This is a genomic window from Nonomuraea sp. NPDC049309 (assembly GCF_043196965.1).
GTDB classification, from domain to species: Bacteria; Actinomycetota; Actinomycetes; order Streptosporangiales; family Streptosporangiaceae; genus Nonomuraea; species Nonomuraea fastidiosa.
Window position 1 is genome coordinate 769,894 of record NZ_JBICSH010000002.1, and the last position, 13,137, is coordinate 783,030.

The 13,137-nt window shown below is 71.2% G+C and carries 13 protein-coding genes and 1 tRNA gene; 11 read left to right on the forward strand and 3 right to left on the reverse strand.

Annotated elements, in window-relative coordinates:
- The first annotated feature begins 42 nt into the window (after positions 1–42).
- The 6 genes from ACGFIM_RS17515 to ACGFIM_RS17540 are packed head-to-tail and all read left to right on the forward strand — an operon-like array spanning position 43 to position 4,422.
- Positions 43–1,854 carry an MDR family MFS transporter gene (locus ACGFIM_RS17515; RefSeq protein ID WP_393201247.1) on the forward strand — a complete coding sequence of 604 codons (1,812 nt, stop codon included), beginning with the start codon at positions 43–45 and terminating at the stop codon, positions 1,852–1,854.
- Positions 1,851–2,273, forward strand: a complete 423-nt coding sequence (locus ACGFIM_RS17520; protein WP_393201250.1) for a hypothetical protein — start codon at positions 1,851–1,853, stop codon at positions 2,271–2,273. The genes ACGFIM_RS17515 and ACGFIM_RS17520 overlap by 4 nt, the downstream gene beginning before the upstream one ends.
- Complete coding sequence (locus ACGFIM_RS17525; protein ID WP_393201253.1) at positions 2,270–2,506, forward strand: hypothetical protein; 237 nt, start codon at positions 2,270–2,272, stop codon at positions 2,504–2,506. Before ACGFIM_RS17520 ends, ACGFIM_RS17525 begins: the two co-directional genes overlap by 4 nt.
- A gap of 16 nt (positions 2,507–2,522) precedes the next feature.
- Positions 2,523–2,999 carry a universal stress protein gene (locus tag ACGFIM_RS17530; protein WP_393201256.1) on the forward strand — a complete coding sequence of 159 codons (477 nt, stop codon included), beginning with the start codon at positions 2,523–2,525 and terminating at the stop codon, positions 2,997–2,999.
- 29 nt (positions 3,000–3,028) lie between these two features.
- Positions 3,029–3,775, forward strand: coding sequence for a M15 family metallopeptidase (locus ACGFIM_RS17535; protein WP_393201259.1), 747 nt, complete (start codon positions 3,029–3,031; stop codon positions 3,773–3,775).
- An 11-nt stretch (positions 3,776–3,786) separates the two neighbouring features.
- The gene (locus ACGFIM_RS17540) at positions 3,787–4,422 is read left to right on the forward strand and encodes an NUDIX domain-containing protein (protein WP_393201262.1); all 636 of its coding nucleotides are present in this window, start codon (positions 3,787–3,789) and stop codon (positions 4,420–4,422) included.
- A gap of 4 nt (positions 4,423–4,426) precedes the next feature.
- Here ACGFIM_RS17540 and ACGFIM_RS17545 read toward each other — a convergent pair whose 3' ends face one another.
- The gene (locus ACGFIM_RS17545; RefSeq protein WP_393202580.1) at positions 4,427–4,777 is read right to left on the reverse strand and encodes an STAS domain-containing protein; all 351 of its coding nucleotides are present in this window, start codon (positions 4,775–4,777) and stop codon (positions 4,427–4,429) included.
- A gap of 28 nt (positions 4,778–4,805) precedes the next feature.
- Here ACGFIM_RS17545 and ACGFIM_RS17550 point away from each other — a divergent pair.
- Positions 4,806–4,892: transfer RNA gene (locus tag ACGFIM_RS17550), tRNA-Ser, on the forward strand.
- A gap of 1 nt (position 4,893) precedes the next feature.
- On the opposite strand, the gene ACGFIM_RS17555 is transcribed toward ACGFIM_RS17550, so the two are convergent.
- Positions 4,894–7,737 (reverse strand): AAA family ATPase, encoded by a 2,844-nt coding sequence (locus ACGFIM_RS17555; protein ID WP_393201265.1) that lies wholly within the window; start codon positions 7,735–7,737, stop codon positions 4,894–4,896.
- Between the two features lie 114 nt (positions 7,738–7,851).
- On the opposite strand from ACGFIM_RS17555, the gene ACGFIM_RS17560 reads away from it, so the two are divergent.
- Both ACGFIM_RS17560 and ACGFIM_RS17565 read left to right on the forward strand, forming a co-directional pair.
- Positions 7,852–8,808, forward strand: coding sequence for an NAD(P)H-quinone oxidoreductase (locus tag ACGFIM_RS17560; protein WP_393201268.1), 957 nt, complete (start codon positions 7,852–7,854; stop codon positions 8,806–8,808).
- A 5-nt stretch (positions 8,809–8,813) separates the two neighbouring features.
- Positions 8,814–9,332, forward strand: coding sequence for a bacterial proteasome activator family protein (locus ACGFIM_RS17565; protein ID WP_393201271.1), 519 nt, complete (start codon positions 8,814–8,816; stop codon positions 9,330–9,332).
- Between the two features lie 369 nt (positions 9,333–9,701).
- On the opposite strand, the gene ACGFIM_RS17570 is transcribed toward ACGFIM_RS17565, so the two are convergent.
- On the reverse strand, positions 9,702–10,499 hold the full coding sequence (locus ACGFIM_RS17570; RefSeq protein WP_393201274.1) for an HAD family hydrolase: 798 nt from the start codon (positions 10,497–10,499) through the stop codon (positions 9,702–9,704).
- A gap of 224 nt (positions 10,500–10,723) precedes the next feature.
- Between ACGFIM_RS17570 and ACGFIM_RS17575 the strand changes: the two genes are divergently transcribed.
- On the forward strand, positions 10,724–10,927 hold the full coding sequence (locus tag ACGFIM_RS17575; RefSeq protein ID WP_080043977.1) for a cold-shock protein: 204 nt from the start codon (positions 10,724–10,726) through the stop codon (positions 10,925–10,927).
- A 654-nt stretch (positions 10,928–11,581) separates the two neighbouring features.
- Positions 11,582–13,126: a hypothetical protein gene (locus ACGFIM_RS17580; protein ID WP_393201277.1), complete on the forward strand. Its 1,545-nt coding sequence runs from the start codon at positions 11,582–11,584 to the stop codon at positions 13,124–13,126.
- Positions 13,127–13,137: the final 11 nt, after the last annotated feature.

Consider the following 13,137-nt stretch of genomic DNA (forward strand, 5'->3'; position numbering starts at 1 on the left):
ACTCCTGGTGGATAAACAGTACGAAGGGGATGTGGTGTTGTCTTGGTAGCGCACGCACCGGCCGCGTCCCCCGCGAAGCGGCACTACACCCACCGCGAGATCCTCGAAGTCCTGTCCGGGCTCATGCTGGCGATGCTGACCTCGATGATCTCGACTTCCGTGGTGGGCACCGCGCTGCCGACGATCGTGGGGGAGCTAGGCGGTCAGGATCAGTACTCATGGGTCGCCAGCGCGACCATGCTGACGATGACGGTCTCGACGCCGTTGTGGGGCAAGCTGTCCGACCTGTTCGGGCGCAAGCTGCTCTTCCAGACCGCGCTGGCGCTGTTCGTGGCGGCCTCGATGGTGGCCGGCATGTCGCAGAACATGGGACAGCTGATCGCCGCGCGTGCCGTCCAGGGCCTTGGTGTCGGTGGTTTGTCGGCTCTGTCGCAGGTGATCCTGGGTGACATCGTCTCGCCGCGCGAGCGGGGGCGCTACTCGGGCTACATGGGCGCCGTCTTCGGCATCTCGACGGTCGCGGGGCCGTTGCTGGGCGGCTTCATCGTCGACACCGAGTGGCTCGGCTGGCGCTGGTGCTTCTACGTGGTCGTGCCGTTCGCCCTGGTGTCGTTCTTCGTCATCCAGAAGGTGCTGAGGCTGCCGCGGGTCAAGCGGAACACCTCGATCGACATCTGGGGCGCCACGACGATCACCGCCAGTGCGAGCGCGCTGATGCTGCTGCTGACGCTGGGCGGCAACGAGTTCGAGTGGAACTCGCCCTGGACGTACACCCTCGCCGCGATCGCCCTGCTCATGCTGGCCCTGGCGGTGCTGTCGGAACGGACCGCGGGCAACCCGATCCTGCCGCCCCGGCTGTTCCGCAACCGGACGTTCGTGCTCACCAGCGCCGCCTCGCTGTTCGTCGGTATGGCGATGTTCGGCGCGATGATCTACCTGCCGCAGTACCTGCAGATCGTCAAGGGGCTCAGCCCGACGAACTCGGGCCTGATGACGCTGCCCATGGTCGCGGCGCTGTTCCTGTCCGGTGTGATCTCCGGGAAGATCGTCACCCAGACCGGGCGGTGGAAGATCTTCCCGGTGGCGGGCCTGCTCATCGTGGCCTGCGGCCTGTTCCTGCTGTCCAGGCTGCACGTCGACTCCAGCGAGTGGCTCATCGGCTTCGACGTCGCGGTGCTGGGCATCGGGCTCGGCCTGTCCATGCAGATGCTCATCCTCGCCGCGCAGAACGGCTCCGAGCTGCGCGACATGGCCTCGACCACGTCCGGCGTGTCGTTCTTCCGCTCCCTGGGCGGCGCCGTCGGCGTGGCCGCGTTCGGCGCGATCCTGACCAACCGGCTCAAGGACGAGATGGCCGAGTTGCTGCGCGAGGCCTCCATCAAGCTGCCCGGCGGCGGTGGCGACGTCAAGCTCGGCAGCCCCGACGCCATCCGGCATCTGCCTGGACCGATCAAGAACATCGTGCTCGAGGCTTTCACGCGCGGCCTGGAGACGGTGTTCCTCGTGGGCGTGCCGATCGCGCTGCTCGGCTTCGTCGCCACGCTCCTGCTCAAGGAGCTGCCGCTGCGCAGCACGGCCGCGCCCGCCGCCCCGGAGCCCAAGCCGCTCAGCAAGGACGACCTCGTCCTGGCGGGCCTGCTGCTCGAGCTCATCGCCCAGCGCGTCGAGCGGGCCAACGGCGAGCCGTCCGCGCTGCTCACCGCGGTCGCCAAGATGGCGCCGCCCGACGACCGCACGGAGCGCGACCGGGCCAGGTCGGTCGCGCAGAACGTGCTGCGGCCCACCTCGCGCGCCCTGATCGCGCAGGCCACGCCGCCACAGAAGGACCTTGTCTCAGGAGGAATCACTCAATGATTCGCAAGTTCGTGGGTGCCGTCACCGCGGCCCTGGCCGCCATGGCCGGGCTGTGGCTGATGATCGCGCCCTTCGCCCTCGGCACCCAGCCGGAGGACGCCGACTGGACGAACGCCACCCAGTCGGAGTTCTTCACCGGCCTGGGCGTGGCCGTCGTGGGCGTCGTGGCCGTGATCGCGTTCGTGTCGGCCATCTACGAGGACCTGGTGGCGCGCGGACTGGTCGTGCCGAAGCCGCGCCGCGTCGAGCCGGAGCCCGAGCCCGTGCCGGCCGCCGCGCCGCAGTCGTCGTCCGCCGAGCTCGCCACCCTGCTCGCCCCGCTCGTCGAGGCGCTGCGTGAGGACCTGAACGCCCGCAGCGGCGGCGAGCACCGCCAGAACGGCAGGACTTCCCTGGTCGGAGTGGAGGAGAACCGATGAAGGCCAAGCTGGGCGTGGGCGCCCTCGTGCTGCTGTTCCTCGGCGGCCTCTGGCTCGTCGCCGCCCCCTTCGCCGTCGGCTACCAGCCGCGCGGCGCCGAGTACGTCGACGCCACGGTCAACGACCTGTGGCTCGGCGGCATCATCGCCGGCATCTCGTTCGTGTCCCTCGTGATCTACGCGGCCGACGCCCTGCGCGAGCTGGCCGGCCGCGGCAAGCACGCGGACGCCTGACCCACCGGAACATGCCGTGTCCGGCAGTGGTGCGGACCCGCGCTGGGAGCCCGCCTCGCGCAGGCTCCCCGAAGGGCAGTTCGAGATCGGCAAGGACGGCGCCGGTCTGCTCGTCGTGGGCTTCGACGGATCGGGCCCGAGCCGCAACGCCCTCGCGTATGCGGCCGGGCTCGCCCGCAGGGACGACGCGGCCCTGCTCATCGCGTTCGTCGAAGCGCTCAACACGCAGACGCTGTGGTTCTTCGCCGGGGCGCCCATCATCCCCGACTCTGCGGCCGACCTGACCGAGGACCTCAAGGACGAGCTGCGCGGCTGCGGGGTGCCCTGGCAGTTCGTCAGCGTGCGCGGTGACGCGGCCCGCGAGCTCGAGGCGCTGGCCGACACGTACATGGCGGACGCCATCGTGGTGGGCCGCTCCCGGTCCTCGTGGCGCGGCTCGGTGGCGGCCAAGCTCGCGAAACGCTCCCGCAGAACGGTGCTGATAGTGCCCTGACCTGGCCTGACGTCGCATATGGTGGCGAGATGAAACGTGTTGCCGCCATGGCGTTCGTGGTGCTCGCGTCCGTTTCGTGTGCGGAGTCGGGCGCGGGGCAGCAGGCCGCCGCGCCGGCCGAACCGCCGCGCTCGTCCACGCCCGTGACCGCCACGGCAGAACAGACCGCATCGGAGCGTTCCACGGCGACGCCGAGCCCGACGGCGCCGCCCCCGTTCACCTCGAAGGTCTCGCGGATCTCCCGCGACCGCCTGCCCTACTCCTGGCGGCCCGGCTGCCCCGTCCACTACCGCGACCTGCGGCTGGTGACGCTGTCGTACTGGGGGTTCGACGGCAAGCCGCACACCGGCGAGCTGGTCGTGCGCAAGACCGTCACCGGCGACATCGAGAAGGTCTTCAAGAAGCTGTACGACCGGCGCTGGCCGATCCGCAAGATGAAGCTGGTGGACGCCTACAAGGCCGACGACTACGCCTCGATCGACGACGACAACACCTCGGCCTTCAACTGCCGCCGGGCGACCGGGTCGAGCAACTGGTCCAATCACGCGTACGGCGAGGCCATCGACGTCAACCCGCTGGAGAACCCGTACGTCACCGCCGGCGGGAGCACCGCCCACCGCAACGCCAGGAAGTTCACCAAGCGCCCGATGAAGGGTAAAGGTGTCATCAACCCCGGCGATCGGGTCGTGAAGACGTTCGCCGAGGTCGGCTGGGAGTGGGGCGGCTACTGGTCGGGCGCCAAGGACTTCCAGCACTTCTCCAAGGGCGGAGGCTGAAAGGACCCCTCATGACGGCGAAGGACGGCGACGGCTGGACCGAGTGCGCCCGGGGCCACCGGCACTGGGGCGTCCACGGCGCCTCCGGGCTCCTGGTCGTCCACCACGACGATCGGGGCGTCCCGTACGTGCTGCTGCAGAAGCGCTCACTGCGCTGCCACCACGGCGGCACCTGGGCACTGCCGGGCCGCGCGCGCGACAGCCACGAGGACGCCGTCACCACCGCGCTGCGCGAGGCCCGCGAGGAGGCCTCCCTGGGCTTCGACCCCGAAACGCTCGTGCTCGACGTGGCCAACATCGTCGGCGCGCGGGCGGAGCGCGGCTGGTGGAACGACCGCCTGGGCGCGGCCACCCGGCTGCTGCGGGCCGTCTCAGGGCTGCGGCTGAGCCACCCGGTGCTGGCGCAGTGGTATCCGCGCGTGGTGGCGGTCGTGGAGGGCGCGGCCAGGAGCGCGCCCGAGGTACCCGGTATTCAGGTGGTGGCCGCCATGGGGAGCGGCGACGACGCGATCGTGGGCGTCGTACGCCGGGCCAGGCCGTGGGAGCGCGTGCTCGTCGTCACGGCCGACCGGGGGTTGCGCGGGCGCGTGGAGGAGCTGGGGGCGCAGACCGTCGGTCCCAAGTGGCTGCTGTCGCAGCTGCCCTGAACGTTCACGGTTCGGCGACGGTCACGTGGTCGAAGGCGGGCTCCAGGCCCGTGACGTCGAGCACCCGCCGTAAGACCCCGTGCACGCCCACGATGCCCAGCGACCCCGACTGGGCCGCCACCCTGCGCCGGTGCTCCACCAGCACCCACAACCCGCTGGAGTCGCAGAACTCCAAACGCTCGGCATCGACCACCACCCGCACTCGGCCCTCAGCGAACAACGCCAGCAAAGTGTCCTTGAGCAGCGGCGCGGTGGACTTGTCGAGGTCACCGGCGAGGCACACGCACGCATCGCGGCCACCCCGCTTCACCTCGACGTCGAGATCCGCCACCACCTGAACGTACACCGCTGCCATCACAGCCGCTATCGTGGTTTCCGCACAGGGAGGGTTCGCATAGTGGACGAGTGCAGCCGCCTTGAAAGCGGCCAGGTCAGCGATGGCCTCGTGGGTTCGAATCCCACACCCTCCGCTCAGTCGCGGATCCCCGCGAAACCGTCGCCCACGCTGGCGGCGAGCTGCAGGTAGGCGTCCCTGGTCGCCTCCTGCAGCCGGTCCAGGTCGATCTCCGCGCCCTCCTCCAGGTGCGGGTCGTACGGCACCCTGATCACCTCGCGGCAGCGCGCCGCGAAGTGGGCCTCCAGCTTCTTGATGTCCACCGCCGACTTCGACCTCGGCCGCACGCTGCACAGCACCACGGTGGCGTTCTTCACCAGGTCGCCGTACTGATGCGCCTCCAGCCAGTCGAGCGTCGCCGACGCCGCCCGCGCGCCGTCCACCGACGGGGAGCTGACCAGCACGATCTGGTCGGCCATGCCCAGCACGCCGCCCATCGCCGAGTGCAGCAGGCCGGTGCCGCAGTCGGTGATGCAGATCGAGTAGAAGTTCTCCAGCACCTGGGCGACGGCCTGGTAGTCCTCGCCGCTGAACGCCTCCGACACCGACGGGTCGCGGTCCGAGGCCAGCACCTCGAGCCGCGACGGCGCCTGCGAGGTGAACGCCCTGATGTCGACGTACCGCTTGACCTGGTCGCGCTCGTTCAGCAGGTCGCGCACGGTGGCCGAGGTCTCCAGCTCCACCTTGTCGGAGAGCGTGCCGCGGTCGGGGTTGGCGTCCACGGCGATCACGCGGTCGCCGCGCACCTGCGCCAGCGTCGCGCCCAGGCCCACCGTCGTCGTGGTCTTGCCCACGCCGCCCTTCAGGCTCAGCACCGCCACCCGGTGGTGCCCGGTGGTGACCGGGGTACGGGCGCGGGTGATCAGCTCGCGGCGGCGGCGCACCTCCGGGGGCTCGCCCGGCTTGATCCAGCCGCCGGAGGCCTTGTAGACCAGGCGCCGCCAACCCTTGGACGGGGCGTTGCGCCGCCCGCGCAGCAGCGTCTCCGGATCGAGGCTGTCGGCCGTGGGACGGCCGGTCACCGGAGGCCTGGACGGCGCGCTGAACACGGGGGCGGGCGCCGGGCGGCGGTTCTGGCGCACCTGCGGGATGTCCCGGTCGGCCGGGCGCCACTCGGGCTGCTCGGCCCACTTCGGGCGTTCCTCCGGCCGCTCGGCCCACTGCTCTTCCGGCTGCTCGCGTACCCACTGGGGGCGCTCTTCCGGCCGCTCCTGGCTCCACGTCGCGGCCTCGTCGCCCTGGCCCCAGCCCGGGGCGTCCTCGCGCCGGCCCTGGCCCCACGCGGGGGCTTCGCCCTTGCCCCACGACGCGGCGTCGTCGCCCTGGCCCCAGCCCGGGGCGTCCTCGCGCTGGTCCGCTCCCCACGGGGACGACGCGTCCTGGCCCTTGCCCCACGACGGCGAGGTCTCGTCACCGCGCGGCACGCCCCACGACGGCGCGGTCTCATCGCCGGCCGCGTCGCTCCACGGCGAGGCCGCACCGGCGCCGTCGGCGTCCCAGCGCGGGCCCTTGTCCTCCGCGGACCCCTCCGGGCGGTCCTCGCCCCACTGCGGGGGCTTCGCCGCCGGGTCCTTGCCCCATTCGAAGTGCTCCGGCAGGCCGGCCCAGGCGGCCGGCCGCTCCTGCCGTTCCCGAGGCTCGGGGGCCGCTCCTTCGGCGTCATCGGCCTGCGCGGCCTTCCCCGCCTTCGCGGACTCACCCGACGTGCCGGATGCCGCGGACGCGCCGTCCCAGCGCGAAAACGACTCGGCCTGCTCCCTGCTCCACTGCGAGCCCTCCTGCGCCCACTGCGGGATGCCGGTCGGGGGCGTGTCGGCGTTCGGCGCGGCCGGGCCGTCCTCCGCGGCGGCGTCCCACTGGGGGCGCTCGGCGCGCGGCAGGGTTTCGGAGGCGTCCGAGGACCATGCGGAACGCCCCGCGGCCGGCTGCTCATCCGGCTCCCCGGACGTCTTGCTCGCCCGCTCCTTGACGGTCTCCTTGGCCGCGTCCCCGGCGGCGTCCTGCGCCGCGTCCTTGGCAGCGTCCTTCGCAGCGTCCTTGGTCGCGTCCCCGACAGCGTCCTGCGCCGCGTCCTCGGTCAGGCCCTTGGCCGGGGCCTCGACCTGGTCCTCGGCCGGGTCCTCAGCGGCGTCCCCGGCCGGCTCGGCGGCGGCCTCCCGGCCGGGTGCCCGCTGCCCCCGCGCCGTCGCCGGCTCGGTGCGCGCCCTGGTGCCGGCCGTGCCCGCGTCCCCGGCGGCGTCCTGCTCGTCGTCGCCCCGCGTACCGGCGGCTTCGGGCTCCGCGCGCAGCGGCTCCACGCGAACCGTGTCATGGGCCGTTTCATGGGCCGTGTCATGAGCCGTGTCATGGGCGGAAGGCCCGTCGTCCGAACCCGGCCAGTCGGAGGCGGGCGGCCACGTGGCACCCTCCGTCCTCCCCTCCGGCTGCGGCGGGGTGAACGGCAGCGCGTACGTGTCGGTGTCGTCGGCCCTCGGCAGCGGCTTGAGCGGCGCCAGGAACGGATCGTCCACGCTCGGCGCGGCGCTCGCCCGAGGGTCGCCGGCCGCGGGGCCCACCGGCCACTCGCCGGAGCCGATGCGGCTCGCCGGAATGTCACCGGCCGTCACGGCACCGCCGTACACCTCGGTCGCGGAACCGCCATACGCGTCAGCGGACCCGTCGTACGCCTCGGCGGAACCGCCGTACCCTTCGGCAGGGCCGCCGTACGCCGAGTCCACCGCCGCTCTGAACACCGGCGGCGGGGTCGTCTCCTGCTGCTGCCGCACCAGCGCCCACGGGTCCGCGGGGTACGGGGACGCGACCGGCTCGTCGACCGGAGCTGACGACGCGCTGATGGAGACAGGGGTCTCCTCCGTCTCCTTGATAGCGTCAAGCCAGGCGAGCTGTTCCTCGAGAGATTCTTCTCGATCGTGTCTTGCCACCGTGTTCCCCCTCGGGTGGGTCTAAAGGGGCAGCAAACACATTGCAGGGTAACGCCACCTGCTGCCATGCAGCCCGGCAACCCACAAGTTCTTTGCCCGGCTACCGTGGTTCGCATGCGAGCCATTGAGATCGTCAAGCCAGGCGGCCCAGAGGTGCTGGAATGGCGCGAGGTGCCGGAGCCGCAGGTGGGGCCGGGAGACGTGCTGATCGACGTCACGGCCTCCGCGGTCAACCGCGCCGACGTGCTGCAGCGGCAGGGATTTTACGATCCGCCGCCGGGGTCGTCACCGTACCCGGGGCTTGAGGTCTCGGGCGTGGTGGCCGCGGTCGGGGCCGACGTCGAGCAGTTCAAGCCGGGCGACGAGGTGTGCGCGCTGCTCGCCGGCGGCGGTTACGCCGAGCGCGTAGCCGCGCCCTGGCAGCAGGTCATGCCGGTGCCCGACCGCGTGCCGCTGCGCGAGGCCGCGGGGCTGCCCGAGGTGGCCTGCACGGTCTGGTCCAACGTCTTCATGATCGGCCGCCTGCGCAGGGGCGAGACGCTGCTCGTGCACGGCGGGGCCAGCGGCATCGGCACGTTCGCGATCCAGCTCGCCAAGGCGCTCGGCAGCCACGTCGTCACCACCGTCGGATCGGCGGCCAAGGCCGAGCGGGTCAAGGAGCTGGGCGCCGACGAGGTGATCAACTACCGCGAGGAGGACTTCGCCGACAAGGTCAAGGCCGACGTCATCCTCGACATCATGGGCGCGAAATACCTGGACAGGAACGTCCGTTCCCTGAAGACGGGCGGCCGGCTCGTGGTCATCGGCCTGCAGGGCGGCACCAAGGCCGAGCTCAACCTCGGCGTTCTGCTCGCCAAGCGGGCCACCGTGCACGCGACGACGCTGCGCGCGCGCCCCGTCGACGAGAAGGGGGCCATCGTCCGCAGCGTCGTCGAGAACGTGTGGCCCCTGATCGGAGCGGGGGCCGTGCGTCCGGTCGTGCATGCGGAGGTGCCGATGTCCGAAGCCGCCGAAGCCCACCGAATGTTGGATTCGGGAGAGCACGTCGGCAAGATCCTGCTAGTACGGTGAGTGTTATGAATGCTGAGGACAACAACACCCCCCACGTCGTGGTGGTGGGCCCAGATTTCCAAAGTCACGGCGACGGCGGTGAAGACGATCGCTCGGTGACCAACCTGGTCGAGCAGCCCGCCAAGGTGATGCGCATCGGCAGCATGATCCGCCAACTCCTCGAGGAGGTGCGCGCGGCTCCCCTCGACGAGGCCAGCCGCAAGCGGCTGAAGGAGATCCACGAGTCCTCCATCAAGGAGCTCGAAGACGGTCTCGCGCCGGAGCTGGTCGACGAGCTGGAGCGGTTGTCGCTGCCGTTCACCGACGACAACGGCACGCCGCCGAGCGATGCCGAGCTGCGCATCGCGCACGCCCAGCTCGTCGGCTGGCTCGAAGGGTTGTTCCACGGCATCCAGACCACGCTGTTCGCACAGCAGATGGCCGCCCGCGCCCAGCTCGAGCAGATGCGCAGGGCGCTGCCCACCGGTGTGCCCCAGGGTGAGGAGGCACAGCGCCCGCACGGCGGCTCCGGCCCCTACCTGTAGGCCCGCTCCAGGGCCTACAGGGCCCCACAGTCCTCAGACATGAAGCCGCCCTGACCAGGGCACCACAGACGCGGAGCCCGGTCAGGGCACCGCTATGCCCTGACGCACCGCCTCACCCGCCTCCCCGAGGCACCGCCGCACCCGGAGACACCGCCTATCCGAGGCGCCGCCTCACCACCTACCCGAGGCACCGCTGCGCCCAGGCACCGCTGCGCCCGGGCCCGGGGCACCGCCTCCCCGCCGGCACCGCCTCCCCGCCTGCCCGAGGCACCGCTGTCCTGGGGCGTACCGCCCGCCCGAGGCGCTTCTCCCCGGAACCGCCCACAGAGGTCAGGCACGGGCCCGGAGGCCAGGCGCCAGGCGCGGGCGTCAGGGGTACAGCTTCTCGATGACCTGGGCGACGCCGTCGTCGTCGTTGGTGGCGGTCACGTGATCGACCGCCGCCAGCACGAGCGGATGCGCGTTGGCGACCGCGTACGACGTGCCCGCCCAGCTCAGCATGGGCAGGTCGTTCGGCATGTCCCCGAAGGCCACCGCCTGCGACGATTCGATCTCATGCCGCTCGGCGAGCGCCGCCAGGGCGGTCGCCTTGGTCACGCCCCTGGCGCTCATCTCGATCAGTCCCCTGCGGCTCGAGTGCGTCACGGTCACCAGATGGCCGACCAGCTCGTGGACCGTCGCCTGCAGCTCGTCGGGGTCCATGCGGGGGTGCAGGGCGAGCAACTTGGCGCATGGGCGAGAAGTGACCGAATCCACACGTTTCACGTCCCGTGTCCGGTCCAACCTGCCTGGACGGAAATCCGACTCATGCGCAAAACCGGCTTCATACTCGACCGAAAATACGAGTTCGGGCACGTTCGCTCTTAGCTGAGCGACGACTTCCTCGAGTACATCGACGCTGATCAGGTGAGATTCCACTATCCGTTCGGTATGCAGGTCGTAGATCAGCGCCCCGTTAGCACAGATGGCCAGCCCTCGGTGACGCACCGCACTCGCCACCCCGCCCATCCACCGGGGCGGACGCCCCGTCACGAACGCCAGGACCGCCCCCGATTCCTCGACCCTGCCGAAGGCGGCGACCGTGCGGGGAGACACGGTTCCGTCCGTACGCAACGCGGTGCCGTCGAGGTCGGTGGCCACTAGCCGCGGTGCGAGATCGCTCTGCATAACAGGTTCCAGTTTGCCTGGTGATGCCGGCGGACAGAAATCTTCGTTGGGACGGGAACACCAACGCTCCAGAATGGTGTTAGATGTGATGGCGTTGTATTAGCTGATCCCGTAGTGAAAACCAGCATGACTTTGTCTGAGCCACCCCGGGGTGCTTGCTGTACGACACACCGGGACCCACGAGGTGTGGGTCCCATAGATTCACATCCTGAGGGAGAGCTTTTATGGCTCAGGGAACCGTCAAGTGGTTCAACGCCGAAAAGGGCTTCGGCTTCATCGCCCCGGACGGCGGTGCGCCGGACGTGTTCGTGCACTTCTCCGAGATCGTCGGCAACGGCTACCGCAGCCTTGAAGACGGCCAGCGGGTCGAGTTCGAGATCACGCAGGGCCAGAAGGGGCCGCAGGCCTCTCAGGTCCGTGCCCTCTGACCTGTAGCAGCGAGACAGGCCGGAGTCCGTTCCCAGCGGGCCCCGGCCTTTCGCTTGTCCTGGGGACCTTCACCCGCCCGCCCCGCACACCCTCCCCCACGCCACAACATCCTTCGACCCGCCTCCGCCTGCTCCGCAGCATTCTCCCGCCGCCCCACGGCACCTCGGCCCGCTCCGCAACATCCTCAGCCCGCTCCGCACACCCTCCACCACCCCACGGCATCCCCGGCCCGCTCTGTGGTCCATCCCACGGCTGGGTGCTCCTGCCCCGCTTCCGAGGCTCGTCCCTCTGGCCGTAGACGCGCCCTTCCGAACTGCCCAGGAGGTCCTGGACCAGGACGCCGCACCCCCGTGCCGCCAGGCATCGCAGCGGTCTCCGCTGACGTCCCGGTGCGAGGAGAGCCCGGCGCGGACGGCAGGTTCCCGGTGCGGAGGGCCGGCGAGAGCGAGGCCTGACGCGGGTGGCGTGGCCCCGGCTCGGGCGGCAGTGGTGTTCTGGCGCACGTGGGCGCCCCTGGGTTCTCGCCCCGCGCTGCGGCGTCTTGTGGTGGTGTCGGGTTGGTCACGACTGTGACTCGACTCACACGTGCTTTGAACCGCCTTCTCCGCACACCGGTCAATTGGGGTATGAGGTACGCGTGGTTGTGCCACCCCGTGACGGTTGCCGGGGTACTCCTGCTGCTGATCAACGACCACCTGCTCAAACCGGCCTTTCCCGGGATCGTGACGGGCAAGCTCAGCGACGTGGCGGGGCTGGTGATGGCCCCGGCGCTGGTCGCCGTCCTGCTCACCCGCCCGGCGGCAGCGCTGGCCACCCGCCTCCGAGTCGCCTTCCCCCGTGTGGAACAGCACATGGTCCACGCCGAGCGGCCGGGTACGGAGCTGCTGCGGCGGAGCGACGTGGCGGCGGTCGTCCTGACCGGGCTGCTCTTCGCGCTCGTCAAGACCACGGAGACGGGCGCCGAGACCGCCTCCCAGGTGTGGACCTTCCTGGCGGGCCCGTCGCGCGTCCTGGCCGATCCTACGGACCTGCTGGCACTCCCAGCGCTCGCCGCCGCCTGGTGGGCGCGGAACCGCAGCCTGCGCCGCCCGCCCACCGCACGGTGGCGGGTCGTGGTGACGATGCCGCTGGCCATGGTGGCGGTGACCGCGACCTCCGCCATGCCGGCCCACTCGTCGCCGAACGAGGTCACGGTGGACGACCGCGGCCGCCTGCTCGTCCAGACCGTTTATGGCGTCACTTACGTCTCGGAGGACGGCGGCGGCACGTGGTCGCTCGAACCCTCCGCCCAGGAGGGCAAGAAGGGGCAGAGCGCCCAATGCGTACCCAAGGAGGCGACCCGCTGCTACCGGGTCACCGGCGATCGCACCGGCGTCGACCAGTCGGACGACGGCGGCATCACCTGGCGCCCGTCCTGGCGCCCGTCCGACGATGACACAAGGCGCCTGAGCAGGCTGTACAAGGGCAGCACCGGCCTCGTCACCTCCCTGGCCGTGCAGGCGCGCCCCGGTGGCCACGTCGTGGTCGCCGCGAGCGGTCCTGACCTGGTGCTGGTCCGCGACACCTCGGGCACGTGGCGGCACGTCCCCCTGAACGGCGATCCCCCCGAGGTGCCGCTGACCACCGAGCTGGTCTGGGCGTGGCTGCTGGCGGCGTGCACGCTGCTCGGGTTCGTGGGGGCGGGGCTGCGCCGCCACGTCCGTGCGTACCTGATCGTCGCCGTCATCACCTACGCCGGGTTCGCGGCATTCCTGATCGGCTGGCTGGACCCGTCGTTCGGCTCGCCGAACGGGACCATCGGGACGCTCATGATGCCGGCCGGGCTCTACGTGACTCTGCTGTGCGGCGTGGCCTGCCTCGGCGCCGCGGTCAGCGGAGGGGCGCGCGCCCTGCCGGTCTCGGTCGGCCTGCTCGGGGCTCCCCTGGTCTTCGCCGCCGTCAAGATGCCGTTCCAGGCCTGGTCGAGCGGGGCTCTCGCCTACGAGGCCGCCACCGCCGTCGCGGCGCTCCTGACCTCGGCGGTGCTGGTCGCGGGCACCCTCATCGTACGGCGCGCCGCCCGCGACACGGTCCCCGCCGACGTCCTCGTCCCGCCGGACGGACCTGTGCCGCTCGCGCGGCACGACGCCCTCCACCCGGGGACGCGGGACCCTCACGTACGACACGACACGACCCCCACCGACGGGCAGGGGTCGTGACGGTCACGCGG

Excerpts from the sequence above, each read along its gene's own strand:
- ACGFIM_RS17535 (WP_393201259.1), top strand. The coding sequence starts at position 3,029 with ATGAAACGTGTTGCCGCCATGGCGTTCGTGGTGCTCGCGTCCGTTTCG.
- ACGFIM_RS17575 (WP_080043977.1), top strand. The coding sequence starts at position 10,724 with ATGGCTCAGGGAACCGTCAAGTGGTTCAACGCCGAAAAGGGCTTCGGC.
- ACGFIM_RS17520 (WP_393201250.1), top strand. The coding sequence starts at position 1,851 with ATGATTCGCAAGTTCGTGGGTGCCGTCACCGCGGCCCTGGCCGCCATG.
- ACGFIM_RS17545 (WP_393202580.1), bottom strand. The coding sequence starts at position 4,777 with ATGGCAGCGGTGTACGTTCAGGTGGTGGCGGATCTCGACGTCGAGGTG.
- ACGFIM_RS17525 (WP_393201253.1), top strand. The coding sequence starts at position 2,270 with ATGAAGGCCAAGCTGGGCGTGGGCGCCCTCGTGCTGCTGTTCCTCGGC.
- ACGFIM_RS17570 (WP_393201274.1), bottom strand. The coding sequence starts at position 10,499 with ATGCAGAGCGATCTCGCACCGCGGCTAGTGGCCACCGACCTCGACGGC.
- ACGFIM_RS17560 (WP_393201268.1), top strand. The coding sequence starts at position 7,852 with ATGCGAGCCATTGAGATCGTCAAGCCAGGCGGCCCAGAGGTGCTGGAA.
- ACGFIM_RS17565 (WP_393201271.1), top strand. The coding sequence starts at position 8,814 with ATGAATGCTGAGGACAACAACACCCCCCACGTCGTGGTGGTGGGCCCA.
- ACGFIM_RS17540 (WP_393201262.1), top strand. The coding sequence starts at position 3,787 with ATGACGGCGAAGGACGGCGACGGCTGGACCGAGTGCGCCCGGGGCCAC.